The sequence below is a fragment of the Prosthecobacter fluviatilis genome (assembly GCF_042655725.1).
Lineage (GTDB): Bacteria > Verrucomicrobiota > Verrucomicrobiia > Verrucomicrobiales > Verrucomicrobiaceae > Prosthecobacter > Prosthecobacter fluviatilis.
On the sequence record NZ_JBHSMQ010000009.1, the window covers coordinates 170,994 to 194,362 of the forward strand.

Below are 23,369 nucleotides of genomic sequence, written 5' to 3' on the forward strand. Positions count from 1 at the left end.
GGCACATAGTGTCAACACTACAACACGTGCTCCCGCAGATGCAGCCAGCTGGTGGCCAGAGCCAATATTATTCTTGTCCTGACGCTGCTGCTGGAGCCCCCAATCACAAATCCTCATCCCTCTCCCCTTCCCCGAAGCTGGCGGATTTGTACCTGCCGGTGGTGCGGAAGTCGCGGGCCTGATGGATGGCGGTGGTGAGCTGAGGCATGGCCTTGAGGGCGGCGGGAGGGACGGAGCCGATGAGGGCATCGATCACGACGGGAACCCCTTGGGAGTTGATGCGAATGTTTCCCGGATGCAGATCCCCGACGAGCCAGGCTTCGTCATCGCCCCAGAAGAGATAGACGGGCATGCCCAGCGGGCAGGTGGGGCGCACGGCCTTCATCATGCTGACGGCGGTGAGGCTGTCTGCGGTGAAGTCCTTGTACATCTGGCAGAACGGCTGCTTGGCGATGAGGAAGTCCCCCGTGTCACTGAGGCCGACGATTTCGGTGGGGCAGGCACCGGCTTCGTGGAGGAGGCGGAGCTTTTGCACGGTATCGAGCAGCGTGGCGTCCACCTGCTCCAGCCTGAAATGGAAGTCGTCATCACGGCAGAATTCGAGTTTCTGCCCCAGAGCGCCGTTGGCACGGAGGTCGAAGAGCTTGTACACGCAGCGGGTGTCGGCGTCCAGCCAGGCGCTGGCTTCCTTGCCTTCATTGAGCCGCTGGAGCTGCCGGGAGGCGAGGGCGCTGAGCTCGTCGAAGTAAAACCCGAGACGGTCGAGCGAGACTAGCGGGACGTCCCAGAGTTTTGATTCTGCGGCAACAGTGGCCTGCCAAACATCAGGCGAAAGCGATTGCCGGGATGGAGTTGTGCGATGAGTTTCCTGGATTCCACGCGCTCGTTGACGATTGATTCGTGTGCAAATGCGCCACTGCTCCAGAGAGAGGGTGTCTCCGGTGATGGCTGTGGGGCAGCCGGTGCGGAAGTCGAATTCGTATTGGTCGGGCGGCTGGTCATTCAAGGGAGGAGGGTGCTCGTTTTACCATGTACGCCTGACGGGTGTCAATCATGCTTGCTGTTTTTCAAGCAAGCATGGGGCATGCCACGTGGAGAGCAGTGCCGCGCGAAGGAAGCGAATGCGCTGCGTCTCCAAGGGCCTGCAGAGGTGGTTCTCGTTCAAGGTTCGAGTCCTTGCGCGATAGCCATCCCCCCCTCACAGCAGCCGCCAGTCCACTTTGGCGGCTTCGGTGGCTTTCATGCCTTGTTTTTTCAGCACGCGGGCCAGGAGGCGGGCGTCGAGGTCGTCCTGCTGCACGGGGGTGAGCTCGGCCCATTGCTTGGTCACGCCGTGGCCGGACCGGCACAGGCAGTCATACCGGGCCAGCGCCTCCACCAGCGCGGTGGCGCTTTTGTAGCCCAGTTCTTTGGCCCGGAGCTCCAGGGCGTCGGCGAGGGAGTGGCTGAGGCGGAAGGTTTTGGTGCGGGTGGCGGACATGGGGGGGAGTTATTCAGAGAGCTTGTAATACAGGCAGGATGTTGCGTCGGGTCGCAAACGGCGGTATTTTGTTCACATGAACAGCATTTCAATGAGTGCAAGGCCGGATGCTCCCTCGGGCGCTTTGACTGCGACGGGGGACGGCGGCCAGCGTATGGGATTTAGGCGTTTTGTTCAAGCCCGTATGCATGCTCTACAGCCCTGCTTCGCGTCTTTTGACCCGGCTTCAATCCCGGCATTTTTCGGTCTGAATAATGTTTTATCTCACATCGGCCACGCGCCTATCTGCGGATGGCGGTTATGGCTGGCACCGGGTGGTCGAGACTTTGGCGCTTTTCCGGCCTTCTTTTTTCTTAGTTTTTCACTTCATGCGTCGTTCGTCTTTTCGATGGATTGACGTCGGCTTTTTGCTTTGCACGGTGCTTTTTATGAAGACGCTGACCGCTTCTCCTGCTGCCTCTCCTGCCTCTGCCCAGGTACGCCTCTCCGGGCCTGGGGCGGGCGGGCCGGTGCGCGGCTTGCGCGCGTGCGGCATCGGGCTGGGCGCGGCGGGCTGGAGGCCGGGGCGCGCGGTGGCAAAGGGGCTGCCGGGGGGCTGGGCGCGCGGGCTGCGGCGGGCGCGGCGGCGGGTCACTTCCTGGGTTTTGCCGCCTTGCGGGCCTTCGTGGGGCTTTGCGTAGCTGCCGCCTCGGCCAGCGCGGACTCATACAGGGCGCGGAGGAAGTCGGCCTTGCTGGGGTAGCCTTTCTGCGCGGCCAGCCGGGCGAGCGCCTCGTCCTTTTCGGCGCTGATGTAGGCTCCGGCCAGCTTGGTACCGCTTTGTCTTTGGTTCGGCATGGTTATGAAAAACAGGGAAAAACGAGTTACGGGTGATTAACACCAAAAGTCACCCACGCAGGGCTTAATTCAACACTTTTTATTTGACGGGTGATTATCACCCGGGCAGAATGGGTGATTATCACCCGCAGCACACAGCAGCAATGAAACTAGCAGGAGCATACATCAACGATGAAACGTACGGGAGGCTGGTGGCCCTGGCGGCGGCTAACAACCGCACTCTGGCGGGCGAGTGCCGCCACCTTTTTGACCGGGCGCTGAGCGGGGACCTGAAGGTGCCGCGCCTCCCGCGTGCCCCGCTCCCGGCCCCTGCGGCGGGCGCGCAGGCGCAGGCCGTGGCAAAGCCGGAGCCCCAGGCTGCGGCCACCCCGGGGGCGGAGACGCCTGCCGGGGCTCTGCCCGGTGTGCCGCGCGCTGCGCAGCCGGGTGTGCCCTGCGGCGCGCCGTGCTGCGGCAGGCTTTCCACCCACTCTATGACACCGATGCCCCCACCCGCCCCTGCTGCGTGCCGCCCGCCGGGCGTGCCGCCTGTGTGCCGCGCCCCGGCACTCCGCGCTCCCGCACCGCCCAGCGTCTGCGCATTCCCCAGCCCTCCGGCGGAGAGGGATCGTCCCGATCCCTCAGGCACTCGCACCGCCCAGCGCGCCCGCCTTCCGCACCGCCCAGCTCGCACGAGCATTCCGCAAACTCGCGCCTTGTGGGGGGATCAAGATGATCCCCCTCCGGCTCTCCGCGCCTCCGCCATGCCACAGGCTGCTGTGTCATGGCATGACGCCACCCCCTGCCCTGCTGCTGCTGCAGAGGCGCTGACGTGCCCTGCCGCGACGGAGGCCGGTGGCGGCACCACTGCCATGCCACGGGCTGCCACGATGCAGCATGCCGTGTCATTTCCCCTGTCTGAAACGCCGAACGCTGAAGGGAGGGCGGCACGATGAAAAAGCCCCTTTCCGAACTGCTGCGCCGCTCGGCGCTGTCGCTGCCGCCGCAGAGGCCGGGGCGCTTCCGCCCGCTGCTGCCACTCATCATGGCCATGGCGGAGCGCGGCCATACGGCGGGGAGCATGGCGGATTTTCTCATCCGGGAAAAGGAGATCCTCCCGGCGGAGCGCCGCGCCGCGGCCCGCAGCATCCGCAATCTCATCGCCCGTCACTGCTCATGATGCACACCGTCACCACCCTCATCGCGCTGCTGGGCGCGGGTCTGCTGGCCCTGGGCTGGCGCACCTGGCAAAACCACCTGGAGCTCTCGCGCCTGCGCCGCAATGGCTGGCGCCGCGTGGCCTGCCGCGCGTACCGCCGGGGCGGCGTGCACCCGGACTTTCTGCGCCTGCTGGCGGAGCTGCTGGTGCTGGTGCTCCTGCTGGCCTCCGTGCTGGGCTGGCTGGGCGCGGGCGAGCCGTCCGCGTGGTGAGCCTGCCGCGTTTCTTTTGATACCATGTACTACCACTCCATGCCGCCCGCCGAGGGGTCCCGGCCAGGGGTGGCGCGTGCCGAAAACCCTGCCTGCCGCCATGATTCCCCCCCTTTGTGAAATGCCCGCTGCTGCGGCTGCTGATTTTGTGGTGGCAGCGTGGTGGAGAGGCGGCCGGGCTGTGACTCCGGGCGGAGCACAGCCTGCCGCCTCTCTTTTTCCCCGTGCGCAGGCGGTGTGCCCTGCCTGCGGGCGCATGGGCGCGGCCACGCTCCCCTCCCCTTCCCGTGTCCTGCGTGCCCCTGTGCTTTTGTTTTTTTTTGGATGTGATGCGCCGCTGGCGCTGCGGCTGCCGGCTCCTGCCTGCGCTGTCTCTTTCCGGGCCCGCTGCGCGCGCGGGCGCGGCTGACTCTAAAGCCTGACACCTCTTTCCTGACACCTGCATCTCCGAACCCACCCACACTGAACATGAAAACCTACGACATCGACGTCCTCCTCCACGTGATCAAACCCGACGGCCACGGCAGCAATCCGCTGGCGACGGAGCTGCACCGGCTGGCCTGCGCGCTGCAGGAGCAGACGGACAAGGTGCACGCCGCGCTGGACACGGTGCGGAACCCGAAGTTCAAGGGCGATGTGGCCGGGGAGCTGGCGCCGTGGCCGGGCCATTTCCCATTGGAGCTCGATCATTCGGAGGACAGCCTCAATGACATCCTGGTGCGCGGCCAGTCGGTGAGCGAGCACCTGGCCGCCGGCCTCTGGGAGGAGGCGGAGGCGTATGTGCAGGAGCGCTACGGCGCGGAGCCCGGTGAGGGCGCACGCCGTGCGGTGGCCCGCATGGACGCGGCCGACCTCCACAGCGCCCGCGCCGCCTGAAGCCGCGCCTGCTGAGTGGTATTTGTTGTTTTATCATGCCATGTCCCACCACGTTGTTTCCCTAAATGCCCGCCCCGGACCCCGCCCTCTGGCTCTCCGCGCCCGCGCACCGTCCAGCGCCCGCGCATTCCCCAGCCCTCCGGCGGAGAGGGATCGTCCCGATCCCTCAGGCGCTCGCACTGCCCAGCTCGCCCGCCTTCCGCAGCGTCCAGCACGCCCGCGCATTCCGCAAACTCGCGCCTTGTGGGGGGATCAAGATGATCCCCCTCCGGCTCTCCGCGCCTGCGCACCGTCCACTGAACACTGAACACTGAACACTGAACACTGCCCTCCATGACTCTCATCACTGACGTGCTTCACCATCTGGTACGTCGCGGCCTGGTGCTGCGCATCGAGACCAGCGGCGCCCTGAGCATCTACGCACCGCCGGACTGGTCGCCGGGCCACGCGGAGCCGCCGACGCCATCGCGATCCCCGGCAGCAGCGGAGGCAGCGGCCACCTCTGCCACGGCGGCAGCGGAGGCACTCGGGCACGCGCACGTGCAGGGGAGCGCCCAGCCTTGGGCGCAGACCTGGGGCGTGGCGGCGCATGGCGCGGCGGTTTCCGCCTCATTCTCCTCCTCGGCCGAGGACGTCGGTGACACGCGCAGCCGCGTGCTCGCCACGCAGTCCGCTGCGGCACAAGCAGCGAGAAATGCTGGACAGGCGGGCGCGCTGGTGGTGAAGGCTTGCGGTGCGGAGTGCATCGTGCATTGCCTCGCCGTGCAGTCCGCCGCACGGCACGGGCACACGGCGGCGGCGCTGGGCGCGGAGGCTCCGGCGGCAGGCGCGCCTGGCATGAAATCTCCCACCGCTGGCGCGGCGGCTGCCGTGGCGCCCGCGAGCCGCCCCCGCTCCGCCAAGGCACCCGCCTGGACACCTCAGGGCCCGGATGATCCCGAGGAAGACGGGGAAGAAGATGGCGAGGAGGACGGCGAGGAGGCGTGTGCAAAAGCATCCGCCACGCAGTCGCCTGGCGGCAGCTCCGGCGCAGGCATCTGCGGCAGAGCCGGGCAGGGTCTCGGCCCCGTCCCGGCCGGCGACCCCACACGCAGGCGCAGGCACACGCAGGGCAGCGAGGCCCGTCGTCCCGCAGCAAGCGCAGCAACAACAGCAAGCGCAGCAACAACAGCAAGCGCAGCAACAACAGCAAGCGCAGCAACCTCAGCAACCTCAGCTACCTCAGCAGCTACCTCAGCAGCTACCTCAGCAGCAGCAAGCCCAGGCGGCAGCACGCGCACCTGCTCCACCTCGGGCGGGGTCAGCAGCCAGCCGGGGCGGGACGGCAGGTTTGTGCCCACGGGCGCGGAGTGGCATGGCATCACCTGGCAGGATGTGCCAGGGCACGACGAGAGCGTCCAGAAGCTCAACTTCAGCCTGCTCAAGCGCGGCATGCTCTACGGTCACAAGGACTGCGCACGCCTCCACGGCGAGGCCCTCAAGCGCCGCCTGCAGCAGGTCAGCGTGCGCAACCGGGGCAACAGCCGGCCCGCCTCTGAAAAGGACAGACACCTCCACCCACGCCCGCAGCCATGACCAGCCACGCCAGAGGTGGCGCCTTGCGCGTGCGGCGCACCGCGGCCGCTTCCGGCCTGAAACAGCACTTTCCACCACAAAACACCCGATCATGAAATCCCAGCCCGCCCCCTTCCCCACCCCTGCCCCGGCCGGTGGCAGCGCCGCCGCAGAGCCGGTGCGCGACGCCCCGGCATTTGACTTTTACCCGGAGCGCTGGCTCGTCGGCGTCGCTGGCATGAGCGACGCCGAGCAGCTCTCCTACCTGCGCCTGCTCTGCCACCAGTGGCTGTGCGGCGACGCCGGGCTGCCGCCGGATGTGCCCGCCCTGAAGCGCCTGGGCGGCAAGGGCGTAACCCCCGCCGTGCTGGCCAAGCTGCCGCTGAAGGCGGACGGCAGGCGGCGCAATGCGCGTCTGGAGATCGTGCGCGAGGAGCAGCGCGAGAGGATCGCCAAAAAGAGCGAGCAACGCCGCGCCGCTGCCAACAAACGCTGGCACGGCACCCCGGCCGCCACCGCCACGCCTCTGCGCACGCCGCCTGCCGCAGGTGCGCCAGCGGCCGCCGCACCCGCGTGTGAAGCGCATGCGCCCAGCCTGCGACCGCACCGCGAAAGCAGCTGCGGGACGGATGCGGCGCGGCTGCGACCGCAGCGCGGCAGCATGTGCGGGCCTCATGCGGCAGACATGCCCACCACTCACCGCCCACCACTCACCACCCACCCCCTACCCAGAGACGCAAACAACGCGGGCGCGCGTGCGCACGAGGCTGCTGCCGCTGCGCTGACAGCCGAGGAAGCAGAAGCCGCCGCAGCATGGGACTGCGCTGCCGACGACGCCGCCGCACGCGAGGCCGCAGACGCCGCGGCAGATGCCGCCGCCGAGCGCGAGGCGAGCTCCACGCCAAGAGCCACCCCTTGCGCCGCCAGCACCGTGACCGCCTCCCTGAACGCCGGCCGCCCAGCGGAGCAGGACGCCGCAGCCACCGCAGGCACCGCCGACGTCCCCACGCCCAGCCTCGCCACCGTGAAGGCCTGGGCCGTCGGGATCGGCTGCCCGGCGGACAAGGCGGAGATCTGGTGGCACGAGCACGAGGCACGCCCGCTGACCGCCTTTGGCCGCTGGACGGACCGCGACGGCCTGGCCGTGCGCAGCCCGCAGAACGCCCTGGCCGCCTGGTGGCAGAAGTGGAAGGCCAACGACCTGCAGCGCGCCACCCGGCTGAACCCTCCCAGCAGATCCTACCACCCTGCACCACGTCCTGCCACCCCACGCAGCGACACCGCCAACGCTCCCGGGAGGTATGCGTGATGACGGTTATTTGTTCGCGGTTCTCGGTTCGCGGTTCGCGGTTCGCGGTTCACCGCTCCCAGAAGCGGGCAGGAGTGCCCGCGCTCCTCTCCGCACCGCTCAGCGCCAGCAGCTCCCCGTGGAGGACAGGCGTCCCGCCTGTCAGCGGCGCGTGGGCGTCCCGCCCGCGACTGCAGGCCCAATGCACGCTTTCTCGGCATGGCTCATCGCTTTCACATTCTCCGCACACCAGGGCTGCGCCGAACGCACACGCCGTGTGGGAAGCTGGAGGCTGGAAGCCTCAGGCCATGGACAGGCCAGAGGCCTATCCTCCACGAAGAGACATGCCGCTCACACGCTTCCCCACGGAGGACAGGCGTCCCGCCTGTCAGCGGCGCGTGGGCGTCCCGCCCGCGACTGCAGGCCCAATGCACGCTTTCTCGGCATGGCCCAACGCTTTCATTCTCCGCACACCAGGGCTGCGCAGAAAGCACACGCCGGGTGGGAAGCTGGAGGCTGGAAGCCTCAGGCCATGGACAGGCCGGAGGCCTATCCTCCACACAGAGACATGCCGCTCACACGCTTCCCCGTGGAGGACAGGCGTCCCGCCTGTCAGCGGCGCGTGGGCGTCCCGCCCGCGACTGCAGGCCCAATGCACGCTTTCTCGGGATGGCTCATCGCTTTCATTCTCCACACACCAGGGCTGCGCCGAACGCACACGCCGTGTGGGAAGCTGGAGGCTGGAAGCCTCAGGCCGTGGACAGGCCGGAGGCCTGTCCTCCACACAGAGACATGCCGCTCACACGCTTCCCCGTGGAGGACAGGCGTCCCGCCTGTCAGCGGCGCGTGGGCGTCCCGCCCGCGACTGCCCACCCAGCGACAGCGCTTTCTCGGCATGGCTCATCGCTTTCATTCTCCGCACACCAGGGCTGCGCCGAACGCACACGCCGTGTGGGAAGCTGGAGGCTGGAAGCCTCAGGCCGTGGACAGGCCGGAGGCCTGTCCTCCACACAGAGACATGCCGCTCACACGCTTCCCCACGGAGGACAGGCGCCCCGCCTGTCAGCGGCGCGTGGGCGTCCCGCCCGCGACTGCCCACCCAGCGGCAGCGCTTCCTCGGCATGGCTCATCGCTTTCATTCTCCACACACCAGGGCTGCGCCGAACGCACACGCCGTGTGGGAAGCTGGAGGCTGGAAGCCTCAGGCCGTGGACAGGCCGGAGGCCTATCCTCCACACAGAGACATGCCGCTCACACGCTTCCCCGTGGAGGACAGGCGTCCCGCCTGTCAGCGGCGCGTGGGCGTCCCGCCCGCGACTGCCCACCCAGCGACAGCGCTTTCTCGGCATGGCTCATCGCTTTCATTCTCCGCACACCAGGGCTGCGCCGAACGCACACGCCGTGTGGGAAGCTGGAGGCTGGAAGCCTCAGGCCGTGGACAGGCCGGAGGCCTGTCCTCCACACAGAGGTGGTCTGGGGTCTGTCGTGGTGCGGACTCACACCAAGCCCTCGCGTGCCCTCATCAGCCCCGATCGAGAGGAGCGCGGGCACTCCCGCCCGCAACCGCCCCGCCTCAGCGGTCCCGCGCCTCTGCTCCGCATCCTTCCGCCACCTCACGGCGCTCCACGCACACACAGCCTGGAACACTGAACCGAGAACTGAGAACCGAGAACCGAGAACCGAGAACCGAGAACCGAGAACCAAGAACCGAGAACCAAGAACCAAGAACAACGAACCTCCCCCCACCATGCCCACCGCCGCCCAAATCCTCCGCACCTCGCCGCCGCTGACCGACGCTGACACCCCGCCCGAAATGCACCCGCACGTGGTCGCGTGGCCCTGGCGCTTTGAGGTTTACCACCCCGGCCTGCACGAGGTGCTGCCGGCGGTGCAGGCCTTTTGCAGCGCGGTGATCCGTCGCGAGCCGCCCCGCCGCTGGCTCAGCCTCCTCGGGCCCTCCGGCGTGGGCAAGACGCACGTGCTCAAGCAGGCGCTCGAGTGCCTGCGCAGCGCCGCCGCACGCGGCCTTTGGAAAATCCCCACCCCCACCGGCCATCGCGGCCCGCAGATGGCGCACCTCATCCCCGCCGTGGACCTGACCGACTTCCGCGCCGCCCGCGATTACGCCGCCTACGACCTCATCTACATCGAAGACATCGGCTCCGGCGCCGCGCTGGACAAAGGCTCCGGTGCCGTGACGAGAAGCCGCGTGGCCGAGCTCCTCCAGCTCCGCTCCAACCGCTGGACGCTGATGGACGCGAACCTCTACCGCCGCGAGATCGAGCAGCAGCTCGACGGCCGCATCGCGTCACGGCTCAAGAGAGATGGCAGCTGGATGGTCGAGGTGCCCCAGGCGGTGGGGGATTATTGGGATCGGTGAGGGGGGCAATTTTTTCCAATCTCAGACTCCCAAGCTAAAAAATGGCAAGCGTGCTCTCTCTGTTATTACGGTGGCAAAAAGAAAAACTTATCTTAGTTACAAAGATATAGACCCCACCGAAATGAGCGACAATTCATCCCTCACATGCCTTGAAAATGATCCTTCGATTTCTGAAATGCTACCGCTGATCCGAGAAAGCATCGATGATCGAACAAACCATGTGTCCGTGATTACCGAACAGTATGTTTGCTGTTTCAAACTGGTTGGCAAGAAGAGCGTACCTCCCAAATATTTTGAAAAAGACAGTGAAGAGGAACTTTTGAAATTTGCTGAACAGTTTAATGCCGGAAGGATCAGTTTAGAAAATATTCGCAGTGTTTGCATCACGGCACCGCTTCAGGGCGAGTCCGAGAAAGATTATGGCGGGTGGTATAGCATTCATTTTGCACCGAATGAAAAAGATGGCATAACCATGTCGCTAGCCCAGGAGGATGCGGTCCTGCCCCTCCAGGCGATCAAGGCCTTGGCAGTTGATCACCACTGGCAGATTGAGCACAAGACAGAAAAGGTGGAACCAGTAATTCCAAAAAGGAATAAGCCATCTTCTCTGAAATCAATCGGCCTTTCCATAGCCCTTTGCGTGATTGTGCTCTTTTTATGGCCCCTCTATGCTGGAATTTGCATAAATATCACCTCGATAGCCTTTCGCACATCATTTAGCTCTGGCCTCGCAGCGTCGATTTTGAGCGTGCTTTTGTGCGCGTGTATGGTCGGGCTTACTTATTGGACTTGGGAGAAACGACGATCCGCCGGCTCCACTGACGCTGAGAGCAATGATCCTCCGAATTCCTCCAGGAAAGCAAGCCGTCTTGGAGGTCACAAGCCGATGCATTCTTATGTATTGCATTGGATTCTGAAGCTTTGCGCTCTGCTGCTTTTCTGGAGCTTTTACCAGCTCAAACTTCCAGAATCCATTGCAAAGAACTATTGGATTTCCCTGCTCATTTCAGCAGCTGAGTACTCAGCTGTCGCCAGCTTGTTGTACTGGTCGGTTCGCCTAGCTGTCCGCTCCTCGCCGAACAAAATGACTCCCAACACTACCGCGATGGGCCTGTATTTGAGGTCTTTCCACCGGGATCAACAAGGCTCATTTAATAATTTGGGCGTGATCAATGCTTTGTTTGGGCTGAATCCGAACGTCGGCGGGATCAACCAACCTTTCACTTTCTATCGTCTGCTTTACATGGGAAACCCTCTCACGATTTTCAGGCTTTTGCTGTTCAAGCCACGTGAAACCGCAGAGGAACAGCTCCTCGGCGGGCTGTCCAGAACGATGCCTGTCGTTGCCATCGGCAAACCAGGGGATCGACTGCCAACACTCGGCGCACAGCGCAGCTATGTCTCGGATGACGAATGGCAGGAGGCCGTGCTACATGCTCTGGCAAAGGCGTCTCTTGTCATCATCCAGCCAGGAATTTCGAAGCACATTTTCTGGGAGATCGACAGGTCACTGGAACTAGTTGCCAAAGAAAGGATTCTCTTCTGGCTTTCAGGCTTGGAACAACGTCAATCCCGTTACGATAATCTTCGTATTCATTTGGAGCGCAAAACTGGGTTGAAATTTCCGCGGCACCTGGGAAATCATCCCTTTTTAGCGATCACAGAGGGAAAGCCGTGCATGCTGCCAATCATTGAGAGCAATGCGTTTACGTGGCCCCTTAAAGGCAGCAGAGTAGACTTCCGGCGCACTCTCGCCCCAGTGCTGCAAAATCAGAATTCGCAGCCTGTAAAGCCGGCACCGCCGCCTCACTTTCTTTCTTCAACGATTCGAAAAATCACCACTTTTTTCGCCTTTTGCTTCTGGCAGCTCATGGGCCCGCTGTTTTGCTATTGCTTCATGGCAATAGTTGGTGTGTCACAAGAATTATGGACCGCATGGACCCTCCGCCGAGGATTTGAAAATCCCTCATCCCACGAAACTGTGATCAACACGACCTGGAATTCGCAAATTCAATGGTCGTGGCCATCTGGCTGGGTCCGATCACCTGCATACGATGGGGATGAAAACAGAGCTCACAAGGAAATCGAATTATATGGCTGGTCTTATGGTTCGGGAGCTTTCATGTTGTTGACAGTGTTACAAACGAACCCTGGGCTGGCATCGCTCTATGAGAGAGCGCCTGACGACTTCCTTCGGATAAACATGAATGAACTGACAGAGAAGCATGGATTCAAACTTGGACCGGTGAAGTTATTGGATGTAAACGGGAGGAAGTGGGCACAGGCGGAATTCACAGCCAGAGAATTTGATGCCACATGGATTCCAGAAACTGCTTGGTTGAGAATCTTTACATCAGGAGCAAAAGGAGTGATTCGATCAACCTTGGGCCCCGAGGGATCCACCACCGTTTGGGCATTTTCCCCGCCGACGAACGCGCTCATTGCAAGAGATCCACTTTTTCGACTCCTGGACTCCATTAGCATCTCGGTTCTAAACTCCCCTGATGCCGATGAACTCACTTCGAAGATTCCGACTGTCAGTATGCTCCGGTCGTGGGAGAAGGCGGAGCACGCCAACCATCGGTTTGATACGCTGCCAGAACTCGAGCTGACACTTCCAAAGTTCTGGAATCGTGAGAATGAAACAACCTTCACCCTGGACAAGACAGCGGTCCTGAATTGGTCTTTCAGGCCAGCAGAGATCACGGATGCGGCACTAAAAGAAGCCGCTGAAAGAGACATCAGAAGATTCGAACTCGAGAAGAAAGTAAACTGCAAGATCTTAAACTGGTCTTCAACTTCTGCGGGGGGATTGCTTGAATGTGAATCAAAGAATGCACGTTTACTTCAGCGCACATGGGCAGGTCCCATGGGCGTAGTGAGCACACGGGTCTGGTGCGCCAAGGAAGCATATTCAATGATTGGCAACGTGATGCGAGGAGCGGTCAACGCTCTTGGCATGGCACAAAATGATGCTGAAGAAGTAGCTGTCTCAAAAAGGATATCCGCCCTCCCACGCAATACTGAGGTAGCCGGATTGAAGACGAACTATGTGCTGCATCTGCCTGCAGGGTGGACAGTGTCTGAATCCAGCCCCAACTTGGACAGGTTCATCGTGATAGAAGAGCCAATGGAGGGTAGTATTTCGGTGGTTGTTGAAGATGTCTCGGACCCAAGCCTTCTTTCGAGAGACAGGTGGCAGATTATCGCGGACAACCTTGTGAAAAAAATTGGTGCCACGGAAGGGATTGCATCTTTGCAACTACGTGAGACCACTTTATTCGATGAGGCACCTGGACACTCAAGTTTTCGCATGCGCCTTTTTTTGCGCTTTTCTTCGGGTGGCATTTACCAAGACACGATCTATGGAGTGGCCTGTGCCAAAAAGGTTTACACCGTCAGCTGTATCAGTTCGCTCAAGAATCCAGAGGCTCATGATAAGATTTTCGACACCATTATACGAGAGGCTTCGTGGATGGACAAATGATGCATCTAGTGGCAGACGTTCACCGGGGAAGTGCCGAGGAGTGACTCTGCTCGTCTCTTCCCATGCCAATGATACGAGCCGTCCGCATCACGCAGAGATAGAAGCGAAGCAACGAATCAGCGGCGCCCCCGGACCAACGGCCGCCCAGATGGCGGACTTTGAAACGCTGGCAGACCGCATACCCGAGCTGATCTCCACGTCAAATCTTGAGCCGGTCCCCGGGGTGCGAAAGCACCACTTTTTGACATGCACACGGCGCGCATTGACAGCATCATTATGAATGCCGACGGCACCTGCCGCTTTTCTTTGAACGTCGATCCTTCAGAGAATTACATGGGCGCACCGTTGTTCTACGTCGCACAAGATCACTCCTTGATTTCAGCTGAATGGGCAGTCTAACCCGTGGGTCGCCGCATCGCGTCGAGGTTGAAGAGGGATGGCAGCTGGATGGTGGAGGTGCCGCAGGAGGTGGGGATTTCTGGGACCGGTGATTGGGGTGGGCGCGCGGAGGGCTTTTGACGCTCGCTCTCTTGCACAGCCTCGGGCGAGGGGGCTGCGAGGCGCGGTGCTCTGTATAACCTCCACACCCAACACCACAAGCCATAACGAGATCGTATTTCTAATATCTTATTTTAGATATTTATTGTTGAATCCTATTTTGATAGGCCTAATGCCTCTTTTGGCTAGTCCTAGCTCTTATTGGTCAACGAATCGTTTCATTACTGACAACTCTTGAATGATCATGCCTTCCCCGCCCTTCGTCCCTGCATTTTTCCTGGCAATGGCATGCGGCTGAATGTTTCCTGCAGCCAGGGTGGCCGCAGCCTGCCGCTGGGGCTGGGCGGCTCCGTGGTGCCCTGGCGTGGCTGGGGGCATGCTGCCGGCAGCAAAAGCTGCAGCACCTTTAAAAGCTGCTGCGGGCTGCCGCGGCAGGCCACGCACGGGCGCCTTCGCTTTCCCTGTCCAGACACGGGCTCTTTTTTTCCGCCTCAGACTTTCACAGGCTCTCCCCCTGCCGCCGGCGGGCGCTCCGCCTCTTTCATACCACAGTAAACCCTAATCATACCATCATGCACCCGAACCTAATGGCCCTGACCACGGCACACTCCTCCCCCACAGACCCGAGACCCGGCATGGCGCCGAGGGTCCTCCGCAGCGGCGCACTGCGCCTGTGCCTGGCTGCCTTGATGGGGGGCGGACTGCTGTCTTCCTGCTCGTTCCGCATACGGCCTGAGAAGGCCTACTTTGACGGCTCCATCACCGACCCGCAGCACGCCAATGCCTGGAATGTGAAGCGGCGCTTTGACTCGGCCAAGGCACGCGATGACAGGACGAACCGCTTTCTGGTGGCTGAGTTCAAAGAGGACGGCCAGCCGCACCTGAAGGCGCAGCTCTCGACGGCGGTGCAGGAGATCCAGAGCTTCAGCCCCCGCACGGTGCTCCTCTACGTGCACGGGTGGCACAATGACAGCTCGCCTGACTGTGGAGAGGCCAAAGGCAAGGATATGCAGGATCTGGACGGCCTGGTGCACCGGATGGTCGAGGCCAAAATGGGCCGGGTGCTGGCCATCTACGTGGCCTGGCGGGGCGAGAGCCTGGATGGACTGCTCAAGTGGGGCACGCTCACCGGGAGGCGGCGCACGGCGCGCGAGATCGGGAAAAGCGCCGAGCTGCAAAAGTTTCTCGGAGATGTGGCGGAGGCGGGCAAACAACAGGGGGCCAATGTGGTCTTTGCGGGTCACTCGCTTGGCGGGGCGCTGCTGGAAAAGACGGCGGCTTTGATGATCAAGGACACCGCCCCGGGCGACGACCGGCGCCTGCCGCACCTGTTTCTGCTGGCAAACAGCGCGGAGGTGGCCTTTGTCTCAAAGGACCAGATCAAGACCGTCAATGAGTCGAAGCTCGTCACCCAGCAGCCGACCGACACCCGCCTGCTGGCTCCGCGCGTGCTCGCTGTCACGAGCACCCAGGACACGGCAAACAGAGTGCTGCAGCCGCTCAACAACTACCTGCTGCACCCTGTCGCCACCCTGAGCTACCTGCGGCATGAGCTTTTTGCCAACACCATCGGCTTTGACCGCTCCACACGGACGCATGATGTGAAAAAGACGGGAGAGGTGCAGCCGGCACGTCCGCTGCCGGACGCTGAGCTCCGTGCGCTGCAGTACAAGCTCTCTCTGCAGCCCACGCTGGACCCGGCATTCTGGGTGCCAAACAAGCAGCACCGCCTGTCGAAGTACCGCATCGTGCCCAAAGCAGATGGCGAGCGCACGGCGGGCTTTTGGAACATCGCGTCGCCAGGCAGCATCGCGACCGGTCACAACGACGTGTATGGCGACAAGTTTCTGGCGGCGGGTGTGAGCTGGTTCCGGATGCTCAACCACAATTATCCCGACCTTCCAGACGATCTCCCCGCCGTGCTCGAGCGCCTGAAAAAAGAGCTCAGGGAGCACCCGCCAGGCAGCCCCGGCTACGAGGAGGAAAGAAGGCCCTACCGCACCCAGTGGACCATGGGCGCAGCTTTGCGCATGCCCTACAACGTGACCACCTTTGACCTGCTGCTCCGCGAACTGGAGAATTCAGACACTCATATCATCAATGAACTGGACACGAAGCGCACGGGTCCCGATGACTATGCGGCCATGGTGCTGAGCCACCGTGTGCACCTGTTTTCCATCCTCAAACACACGCACAGCGCGCCCAAGGTGTGGGACTCTTCGCCGGAGCTGCGGACCCGCCTGGCTGCACTCATGGAGAAGGAGCCGCTGCGGGACGCCCTGGCACGCTCCGGCGCTGCCGAAAGCGGGAAGTCTGCGGAGACGGACAAAAACTTGAAGGCCTTTTACAAGTTTCTGCGCCAGCGGTCCATCCGCACGCCTTGACCTGGGCACCCGCCGCGGAGGTGAATCACCAACCGCCGCCCGCCCGGGTGCCCATCCTGCCCATCGGCAGGCTCTGGGCACCCGGCTTTTTTTTCCGAGGCCATTGGCGCTGCAAGCTCCGGGCCCGCGAAGGGCGCGCTCCTCAGTTCCACAGGAACTGAGCTGCTTGGGGCAATGCAAAGCAGCCTTGTCCCTGCGGAACAAGAAAAGCGCCGCAACTCCCACGCGCGCCGGGCCAGCAGAGGACGCAACTCCGCGCCGGGCCTGCCATGTGCGGGTTTTGCGCAAAGGTGGGGGGCTCATGGCCCGATGCGCAGGCCGCGGTTCATGAGGTCCAGGATGGCGGCGGCTTTGCGCACTTCGTCTGCATCGGAGCCCTGGATGAGCAGCGCGGCGGAGCCGGGGACCGGGACGATGGAGTCGATCTTTTTGAGGTCGATCTTCAGGCTTTGCAGCGCGCGTCTGGCGGTTGCCTCCGTGAGGGTGCTGATGTGCAGGTGGCGCAGCGTGTGCGGCTGCAGGGTGATGTATGCGGTTTCACGCTCCGGCGTTCCGGGCCGCTGGGGGTGGAGCTCGACGGCGTGGTTTTGAAGGCTCAGCCGGTAATGGCAGGAGGCCGCCATGAGGTGCAGGGCCTCGATGAGGGGGGTGTTTTTCAGGTCCACGCTTATGCGGGCTGCGGAGCCCGGCGCCTCCTGCACGATCACGCTGACCGCACCGGCCCGTGGGTCGGCCCTGCGGGCCTCCGCCAGCGCGGCCTGCACGGCCTGCGTGATGGGGGCGTCCTTGATGACGAGGGTGGGAATCACCGTGTCGGGGAGCCCGCCATCACTGCCGCCTTTGACCGAGCGGCAGTGCGGACACAGCATGAGCAGCAGAAGTGCCAGGATGAGGTGGTGCCGCGATTTCATGCGGCGGATTCAACGGGAACACAGGGGCGGTGCGCAAGCCCAAAGCGCAGCGGCTCTGGGCGCTGCGGCTGTGATGTGGGAGAGCCGTCTCTGGGTGCATGAGGCGTGGCTTTTTATGAGAAGCGGTGAGGGACGCCGGGCAATGCCCGCATGTGAATCCGATGAAGAACATCCATTTACAGCCTGAATCGCGCCCCCCTATGCTTCCAGCGGGATTTAACCCGAAGCCCGAACCCATCAGCCGATGATGAAGAAGCCGCAGTATCGAAGCCGGAGAGAGAAGGTGGAGGCAAACCTCAAGGAGGGCGAGTATGTCTTTGATTCCAGCGAGATGAGCGTGGAAGTGATTCAAGAAAGGGCGGCACTGGGCATGCACCCTGTGTGCGCGTGCTGCGGGGCACGTCTGGAGTATGCCCTGAGTCCGGCAGAGACGAAGAAGCACGGCACCTACCCGGGAGTGCGGTGCCCGGTGAACCTGGGCCACTGCCAGATCGTGGTCGATTTTGCGCGGGATGCGGGGTAGCAGGGCTGCATGGGTGGATCTGCGAGCCAGGGCCTGCCATGCGTGACCGCCAGGGACTGCGCAGGCTTTGGGCCCGAAGGGCGCGCTCCTCAGTTCCACAGGAACTGAGCTACTTTGGGCCTGCCATGTGCGGGTTTGCGCAAAGGTGGGGGACAGGGAAAGAAAGAGCGCGGTGCTTGAGTTTGCCACGAAAATGCTGCGTCATCCATCCCGTGCTGCGTCATCCATCCCGTGCTGCGTCATCCATCCCGTGCTGCGTCATCCATCCCGTGCTGCAAAGGCCGTGCTGCAAAGGCTTGGGCTCCAGAGGCTTGGGCTTCTCCCGTCCTGCCTGTGGCCAGGTTTCAAATCATCGCCTAAGGAATGCACGGAGCCGGACGTTCCACAGGCATGCACCCTGACCGCCTGATGCTTGCCCTGCTGTTTTTACTGGTGCCGTGCCTGGTGCTGAAGTGGCGCGAGGAGACGCCCGGTGCTTTTGCCGTCATCCTGGAGCGGCTGCGGCATGAGTGTGACCCGGCCAACCCGGATGCCGACTACTCCCGGGCCCAGAGCACGCTGCCGACGGAGCGAAAGCGGGAGGCCATCATCGCGGAGTGCCGCAGCACCGGCAGGGGGCTGCTGCCGGAGGTGCGCCGGGCTCTGGCGCTGGAGCGTGACGCTGAGCTGCGCGGCATGCTCTGCATCATCGCCGCGGCGCTGGGAGACGAGGCCGCGCTGAAGGAGGCATGCCAGGAGATGGTATGGTCGGAGCATCCGGCGGTGCGCATCAGCGCCGCCAGGACGCTGCGCAGGCTGAAGGACCGGCGCTGCGTCGAGTGGTACCTGACGGCGCTGCAGGACGGGCACTTTGTGGTCAATGGCGCCTGCGGCACTTTGCGCGAGAAGTTTTATCCCGTGCGCAGCCTGGCGCAGATGGCCCTGCAGGAGGCGGTGAAGGACGGCGCGCTGGGCCGTGTGGAGGTGGCCAGGATCAGGGCGGGCATCGATGGCAGACCGCCCTATGATGCCGAGCAGAAGCGGCTGGAGCTGGAGGCGCTGGTGCGTGAGGAGATGAGGCGAAACAGCACCCGCTGAGCCATGGCCGCAGGACGGATGTGGCGGCAGCCCTTCCGCCTGCGAGCTCTGGGCCAGCCCCCCCCCGGCGTGCGTAGGCCCGCGCAGCCGGGCGGTTTGGCGGAGGGAGCGGTGGAGGATGACACAACCCACCAACACCAGACACCCCCAGCCTGCGGCCTGACCGCCGCACCGCACTGCCCGCATGGCCTGCCCGGCCTGCGGCAGCAGACCAGCTTTCAATGGTTCGTGGTAGGCTGCCTGGCGAGAGGCCGATGAGGCGCTGGTCCGGAGCGTGAGGAAATGGCGAAGGGGGGCAGCGCATCCTGCCGGTGTCCCTGGCAGGGCTACCTGTCGAAGCCCTCGAGCCCGGTGACGTGCCAGCCTTGGCTTTCATCGTACTTGAGGGTGATGCGCTGCCCGCTGCCGGACATGGGCAGCCTGGATGTGACCATGGTGACGACGAGGGTGTCTTCGCTGGCGATGGAGATGTTCACGAGAATGTCCTGATAGGCGCGCTTGTCCCGGGCGATGGCGCGGCGGATCTGGGAAAGGGACCAGTCGCGGCTTTGGGATTTCGGCGCGGCTGCGGGGTCGCTGCCAAAGAGCACGGCGGAAACAAGGAGCAGGAGCGTGATGAGCAGCGGACGGAGGGTGCTTTTCATGCAGGGAGCATGGGCTGCACGGCTGAAAATGCGAGTGGTGAATGGCATGGCGCGGCATGCGGCCTCAGCGCCGGCCCAGGAGCCAGCGGATGAGGAGCGCCTGGCCATAGCCGAGGACGATGCCGAGAAAGCCGCCGGGCACGATGACGAGCAGCGCCCACGCTCCCTCAAGCCCCAGCCACCGCGCCGCCACACTGCCTAAAAACACGCCCTGCGGGATGCCCGCCGCGAAGGTGATGAGGCTGAAGTAGAGCGGGAACATGGGGGTGAGGAGGGGGGGGAGTGCGGGACTTACGGCGAGGGCTAAAGTGAAGGGGATTTTTTCAGCTCGGCTTCGAGGCGCTGGTGCTGCTCTTTAGCGTCTTTGGTGTCCGGGTGGTCGGAGCCGAGGACTTTCTGCCAGATCTGCTCCGCACGCTGCATCAACGGAAGGGCTTCGGCGAGCTTGGAGTGCTGGCCTTGGGATTCGAGGCAGAGTGCCAGATTACAGCATGTTAGCGCCACATCAGGATGCTCCGCGCCCAGCACGCGGACCTGGACCTTTAGTATGGCGCGGTACTCCTGCTCGGCGTAGGCATGCCTGCCCTGCTCAAACATCACTTTGGCCAAGTTCATCCGGCTCATCAAGGTCTCCGGATGGTTCGTGCCCAACACATGTTTCCTGATCTCCAGCACGCTCCGGTGCTCCTGCTCAGCCTCGGCAAGCTTGCCTTGGACCCACAGCGAATTAGCCAGATGGTTCCGACTGCTTAAGGTATGCGGATGCTTCGCTCCCAAAACGCGTTCCTTGCTCTCTAGCACCATCCGGTGCTCGTGCTCTGCCTCGGCATACTTGCCTTGAGCCAACAACGCGTTGGCCAAGTTCATCTGGCTCATCAAGGTCTGCGGATGCTCCACGCCCAACACGCGTTTTAAGCTCCCCAATACAGTCCAGAACTCCTGCTCCGCCTCAGCATGCTTGCCTTGGGCATTCAGCACGTTGGCCAGATTGTTCCGGCAGCTCAAGGTATTTGGATGCTCGGCTTCCAACTCGCGTTTCCTGATCTCCAGCACGGCCCGATACTCCTGCTCCGCCTCGGCATACTTGCCTTGGTCATACAGTGCTGTGGCTAAATTGTTCCGACTGCTCAAGGTATCCGGATGCTCCTCGCCCAGCACGCGCTTCCTAATCTCCAGCACGGCCCGGTGCTCCTGTTCCGCCTCGGCATATTTGCCTTGGGCCCACAGCACATTGGCCAAATTGTTTCGGCTCCCCAAGGTATTCTGATGATCTGAGCCGAAGCTTTTCAATGAATAGGCCACCGCGCGACAGCAGAATGCCTCGGCAGCGACGTACTCGCCTAAGACCTGGAGGTGAATGGGCCAATTCACCAGAAGCAAGTAACAGACCTCTTCCGCCACACCGGCAGGGCCCGCCTGGGCCAGCAGATGCTCGATGTGCGGACGCAGTGCAGCCCAGGCTGGCCAGTGGGACGGGTGAGCATTGTTTCGCGGGGCGCAGACTGTCACCCTACGGCAGGCTTGGGACAGCCGTGCGCGAGTTTTTTCAGCCAAGTCCGTGTCCCGGCCAAGTCCGATGTCGAGACGAACGGCGATGGCAATGGCGCGGTGCATTTCCAATGTCGGCGGCTCCCATTCGACCAGGGAGAGATCGGCCAACTCGGCGAGGGCGGCTCGCTGGAGGCCATCGAATTCGTCGTCTTGCAGAAAGACAGCCTCTGGAATGGGCGCGGGGGCGAGGTGAGCGGCGATCTCCAGCAATTCTCTGGCAAGTGGCGTTAGCTGCTGGAGGCTGATGCGGTAAGTGCGCAGAATGCCATCAGGAAGATCCTTCATCTCACTGGCTTCATGGGAGAGGGCTTTTGTGGGATTTTCGGCGAGCAGTTTGCTGTACGCCGTCCAAGTGAGGCGCATGTGCGCGACGTAGGCGGCGGCCTGCTGGAGGGCGAGGGGGAGGCGGCCGAGCTCGAGGGCGACGGCGCGGGCGTCGGCATCGGGGCCAGGTTGATGATTGCTTTTGCTGGCGCGCTTTTGCAGGAGCTGCACGGCATCGGGTTCATCCAGCAGGTCCACGCGCTGAGGGGCGAATTCTTCGCCGAGATTGGTGAGGCGGGTGGTGATGAGCCAGCGGACGCCGCCGGGCTGGTGGCAGAGGAGGCGGACGGCTTCGAGGGCCGCCAGAGTGTCGGCATTGTCTGCGACGACGAGGGCGCTGGGCACGGCACGCAGCAGGCGGAGGGCGAGGAGGACAAGGGCTTCCTCTTTGGCCTGGGGATCGGTGGTGAGCTCGAGCCGACGGGCGACTTCTGCGAGGGAAGCGCGCAAGGAGTCGGGGCTCTGGGCATCGAGGAAGAGGCGCAGGGTGTACGCGCTGCCATGGGCGCGGGCAAACTCGACTGCGGCGCGGGTTTTGCCAATGCCCCCTGCCCCGTGCATGGCGACGGGCTGCGTGAGGGCGATATCGCGCCCGGCATCGAGGCTCTGCTTCATGGCGCTGAGCAGCGTTGCGCGACCGACGAAATTTTGCTGAGGAGGAAAGGTGCGATTGTGAAACGGCGCGGGCTGCGGCCATGACTCTGGCTTGAATAGGAGCTGAGGCTGGCGGTTTGCCTGCTGATTGAGATCGGCAAAGCGCGCCAATATCTCGGCGGTGTTTTGGTGCGTGGCTTCGATCGTCTGCTGCAGTTGAGCCTGCCGTGCCAGCTCTTTTTGGCGGAGCTCGGCCAAATCATCACGCATCTTCAACACAATGTTCTCCGTCTGGGTCAGACTGCTGCTGAGATGATAAAGGTAGTCGGCACCTGTGACCTTCGCTCGGTAGGCGTCTTGCAGGGCGCTGAGCGCGTGGGCTTCGGCATCACAGGGGTCTGTGGGGTGCTCGGGGGTGAGGATGAGGTACCAGACCTTCTTGCCCTGCTGGCGTGCGTAGAGGGCCTCCAGCTGCGTGTAGCTGTACTCGCCGAATTCGGCGTCGGGTTCTTTTGGGGCGAAGCCGTAGCGGTGGCCGACGAGCTGGATGACGGCGTCGGATTGATCGATCCAGTCTCGCAGCACCTGGGGGAGCATCCCGGTCTCGGTGGGAGCGATGTCCTGGGACTTGGGATCGTAGCCGAGGGACGTGAGTGTCTGGGAGACAAGCGCACGGGCCGTGTGCAGCTCTTTGCTGACGGCGGAGATGAAGATGACGGGTCGCAGGGTGCTCATGCGTGGTGCAAGGGTGTGTGTAAGACGCGGAGCGGGCAAGCAGTAAATGCCGTAGATGGCAGACTTAACCCGGGAGTCGCCTGGAGGACATGCAGCAGGGCATTGACGTGGCCTGATCGCGGGAGTATGCAGGGGGCCAGATTGACCAATGACTGCCTCTCCATGGACTCCGCCCACCTCCTCTCCCTGGCTTTGGTTGCGCTGTTTTACTGGATGGGCCTGCGTGCACTGAGATCGGGGAGCATCCGGCTGAATGCGGGGACTTTCTCGCGCGCGAATGAGGCGCTGGGCTTTTTTGGGGGGGTGTCGCTGTACCTGCTGCTGGGCACGGCGCTGCTGGCGCTGGTCTGAGCGTGAGGCGGGACCGTAGGGCTGCATGGGTGGATCTGAGAGCCCACGCCATTCATCCGTGACAGCCGGGGACCACGCAGACGTTTGACGCGAACGCACGGCGGCGGTGCGCAAACCCAAAGCGCGGCGGGCCTGGGCGCTGCGGCCTCAGGACAGGCTGGAAGCCTGCCCACCATGGACAGCCGGGACGGCTATCCTCCGGCCGGGAGGTTAGGCCTCCGGCCTGACAGGGGCCTGAGGCGTCCCGCCTCCAGCTCCCTCTCCCAGCGCAGACACCACGCGCTGGTAGGACAGGCTGGAAGCCTGCCCACCATGGACAGCCGGGACGGCCATCCTCCGGCCGGGAGGTTAGGCCTCCGGCCTGACAGGGGCCTGAGGCGTCCCGCCTCCAGCTCCCTCTCCCAGCGCAGACACCACGCGCTGGTAGGACAGGCTGGAAGCCTGCCCACCATGGACAGCCGGGAC

The 23,369-nt window shown here is 63.3% G+C and carries 21 protein-coding genes; 14 read left to right on the forward strand and 7 right to left on the reverse strand.

The genetic code is table 11. From position 1 onward, the window contains the following. Positions 1-103: 103 nt before the first annotated feature. Positions 104-1,006 carry a hypothetical protein gene (locus tag ACFQDI_RS20660; RefSeq protein WP_377170436.1) on the reverse strand — a complete coding sequence of 301 codons (903 nt, stop codon included), beginning with the start codon at positions 1,004-1,006 and terminating at the stop codon, positions 104-106. 192 nt (positions 1,007-1,198) lie between these two features. After that, positions 1,199-1,480, reverse strand: a complete 282-nt coding sequence (locus ACFQDI_RS20665; RefSeq protein ID WP_377170438.1) for a hypothetical protein — start codon at positions 1,478-1,480, stop codon at positions 1,199-1,201. 76 nt (positions 1,481-1,556) lie between these two features. Between ACFQDI_RS20665 and ACFQDI_RS20670 the strand changes: the two genes are divergently transcribed. After that, a complete protein-coding gene (locus ACFQDI_RS20670; protein WP_377170440.1) occupies positions 1,557-1,877 on the forward strand; it encodes a hypothetical protein in 321 nt (106 codons plus the stop codon). 233 nt (positions 1,878-2,110) lie between these two features. Here ACFQDI_RS20670 and ACFQDI_RS20675 read toward each other — a convergent pair whose 3' ends face one another. Further along, on the reverse strand, positions 2,111-2,317 hold the full coding sequence (locus ACFQDI_RS20675; protein WP_377170442.1) for a hypothetical protein: 207 nt from the start codon (positions 2,315-2,317) through the stop codon (positions 2,111-2,113). Positions 2,318-2,460: 143 nt separating this feature from the next. Between ACFQDI_RS20675 and ACFQDI_RS20680 the strand changes: the two genes are divergently transcribed. The 10 genes from ACFQDI_RS20680 to ACFQDI_RS20725 all read left to right on the forward strand — a co-directional run bounded on the left by ACFQDI_RS20680 (position 2,461) and on the right by ACFQDI_RS20725 (position 16,194). After that, positions 2,461-3,252, forward strand: a complete 792-nt coding sequence (locus ACFQDI_RS20680) for a hypothetical protein (protein WP_377170444.1) — start codon at positions 2,461-2,463, stop codon at positions 3,250-3,252. Then, positions 3,249-3,476 (forward strand): hypothetical protein, encoded by a 228-nt coding sequence (locus ACFQDI_RS20685; protein ID WP_377170446.1) that lies wholly within the window; start codon positions 3,249-3,251, stop codon positions 3,474-3,476. The genes ACFQDI_RS20680 and ACFQDI_RS20685 overlap by 4 nt, the downstream gene beginning before the upstream one ends. Continuing rightward, the gene (locus ACFQDI_RS20690; protein ID WP_377170448.1) at positions 3,473-3,727 is read left to right on the forward strand and encodes a hypothetical protein; all 255 of its coding nucleotides are present in this window, start codon (positions 3,473-3,475) and stop codon (positions 3,725-3,727) included. Before ACFQDI_RS20685 ends, ACFQDI_RS20690 begins: the two co-directional genes overlap by 4 nt. A 468-nt stretch (positions 3,728-4,195) precedes the next feature. Next, a complete protein-coding gene (locus ACFQDI_RS20695; protein WP_377170451.1) occupies positions 4,196-4,603 on the forward strand; it encodes a hypothetical protein in 408 nt (135 codons plus the stop codon). A gap of 333 nt (positions 4,604-4,936) precedes the next feature. Then, positions 4,937-6,178, forward strand: a complete 1,242-nt coding sequence (locus ACFQDI_RS20700; protein WP_377170453.1) for a hypothetical protein — start codon at positions 4,937-4,939, stop codon at positions 6,176-6,178. Positions 6,179-6,269: 91 nt separating this feature from the next. Next, on the forward strand, positions 6,270-7,466 hold the full coding sequence (locus ACFQDI_RS20705; RefSeq protein ID WP_377170455.1) for a hypothetical protein: 1,197 nt from the start codon (positions 6,270-6,272) through the stop codon (positions 7,464-7,466). A gap of 1,726 nt (positions 7,467-9,192) precedes the next feature. Then, positions 9,193-9,825: a P-loop NTPase family protein gene (locus tag ACFQDI_RS20710; protein ID WP_377170457.1), complete on the forward strand. Its 633-nt coding sequence runs from the start codon at positions 9,193-9,195 to the stop codon at positions 9,823-9,825. A gap of 121 nt (positions 9,826-9,946) precedes the next feature. Then, complete coding sequence (locus ACFQDI_RS20715; protein ID WP_377170459.1) at positions 9,947-13,312, forward strand: hypothetical protein; 3,366 nt, start codon at positions 9,947-9,949, stop codon at positions 13,310-13,312. Positions 13,313-13,558: 246 nt separating this feature from the next. Further along, positions 13,559-13,711: a hypothetical protein gene (locus ACFQDI_RS20720; RefSeq protein WP_377170461.1), complete on the forward strand. Its 153-nt coding sequence runs from the start codon at positions 13,559-13,561 to the stop codon at positions 13,709-13,711. A gap of 671 nt (positions 13,712-14,382) precedes the next feature. Further along, positions 14,383-16,194, forward strand: a complete 1,812-nt coding sequence (locus ACFQDI_RS20725) for a hypothetical protein (protein WP_377170464.1) — start codon at positions 14,383-14,385, stop codon at positions 16,192-16,194. A 299-nt stretch (positions 16,195-16,493) separates the two neighbouring features. Here the strand turns inward: ACFQDI_RS20725 and ACFQDI_RS20730 are convergent, their stop codons facing one another. Beyond that, entirely contained in the window at positions 16,494-17,105 is a 612-nt protein-coding gene (locus ACFQDI_RS20730; RefSeq protein WP_377170466.1) for a hypothetical protein, read from the reverse strand. A gap of 244 nt (positions 17,106-17,349) precedes the next feature. Between ACFQDI_RS20730 and ACFQDI_RS20735 the strand changes: the two genes are divergently transcribed. Together ACFQDI_RS20735 and ACFQDI_RS20740 are read left to right on the forward strand one after the other, a co-directional pair. Next, positions 17,350-17,628 carry a hypothetical protein gene (locus tag ACFQDI_RS20735; protein WP_377170468.1) on the forward strand — a complete coding sequence of 93 codons (279 nt, stop codon included), beginning with the start codon at positions 17,350-17,352 and terminating at the stop codon, positions 17,626-17,628. A 390-nt stretch (positions 17,629-18,018) separates the two neighbouring features. Then, positions 18,019-18,705, forward strand: coding sequence for a hypothetical protein (locus ACFQDI_RS20740; protein WP_377170470.1), 687 nt, complete (start codon positions 18,019-18,021; stop codon positions 18,703-18,705). 326 nt (positions 18,706-19,031) lie between these two features. Here the strand turns inward: ACFQDI_RS20740 and ACFQDI_RS20745 are convergent, their stop codons facing one another. The 3 genes from ACFQDI_RS20745 to fxsT all read right to left on the reverse strand — a co-directional run bounded on the left by ACFQDI_RS20745 (position 19,032) and on the right by fxsT (position 22,553). After that, a complete protein-coding gene (locus tag ACFQDI_RS20745; RefSeq protein WP_377170472.1) occupies positions 19,032-19,349 on the reverse strand; it encodes a hypothetical protein in 318 nt (105 codons plus the stop codon). Positions 19,350-19,413: 64 nt separating this feature from the next. Then, positions 19,414-19,611, reverse strand: a complete 198-nt coding sequence (locus ACFQDI_RS20750; RefSeq protein WP_377170474.1) for a hypothetical protein — start codon at positions 19,609-19,611, stop codon at positions 19,414-19,416. A gap of 41 nt (positions 19,612-19,652) precedes the next feature. Further along, entirely contained in the window at positions 19,653-22,553 is a 2,901-nt protein-coding gene (gene fxsT, locus ACFQDI_RS20755) for an FxSxx-COOH system tetratricopeptide repeat protein (RefSeq protein ID WP_377170476.1), read from the reverse strand. A 162-nt stretch (positions 22,554-22,715) separates the two neighbouring features. Here fxsT and ACFQDI_RS20760 point away from each other — a divergent pair, with 162 nt between their 5' ends. Continuing rightward, positions 22,716-22,904, forward strand: coding sequence for a hypothetical protein (locus tag ACFQDI_RS20760; RefSeq protein ID WP_377170478.1), 189 nt, complete (start codon positions 22,716-22,718; stop codon positions 22,902-22,904). The last annotated feature ends 465 nt before the right edge of the window (positions 22,905-23,369 follow it).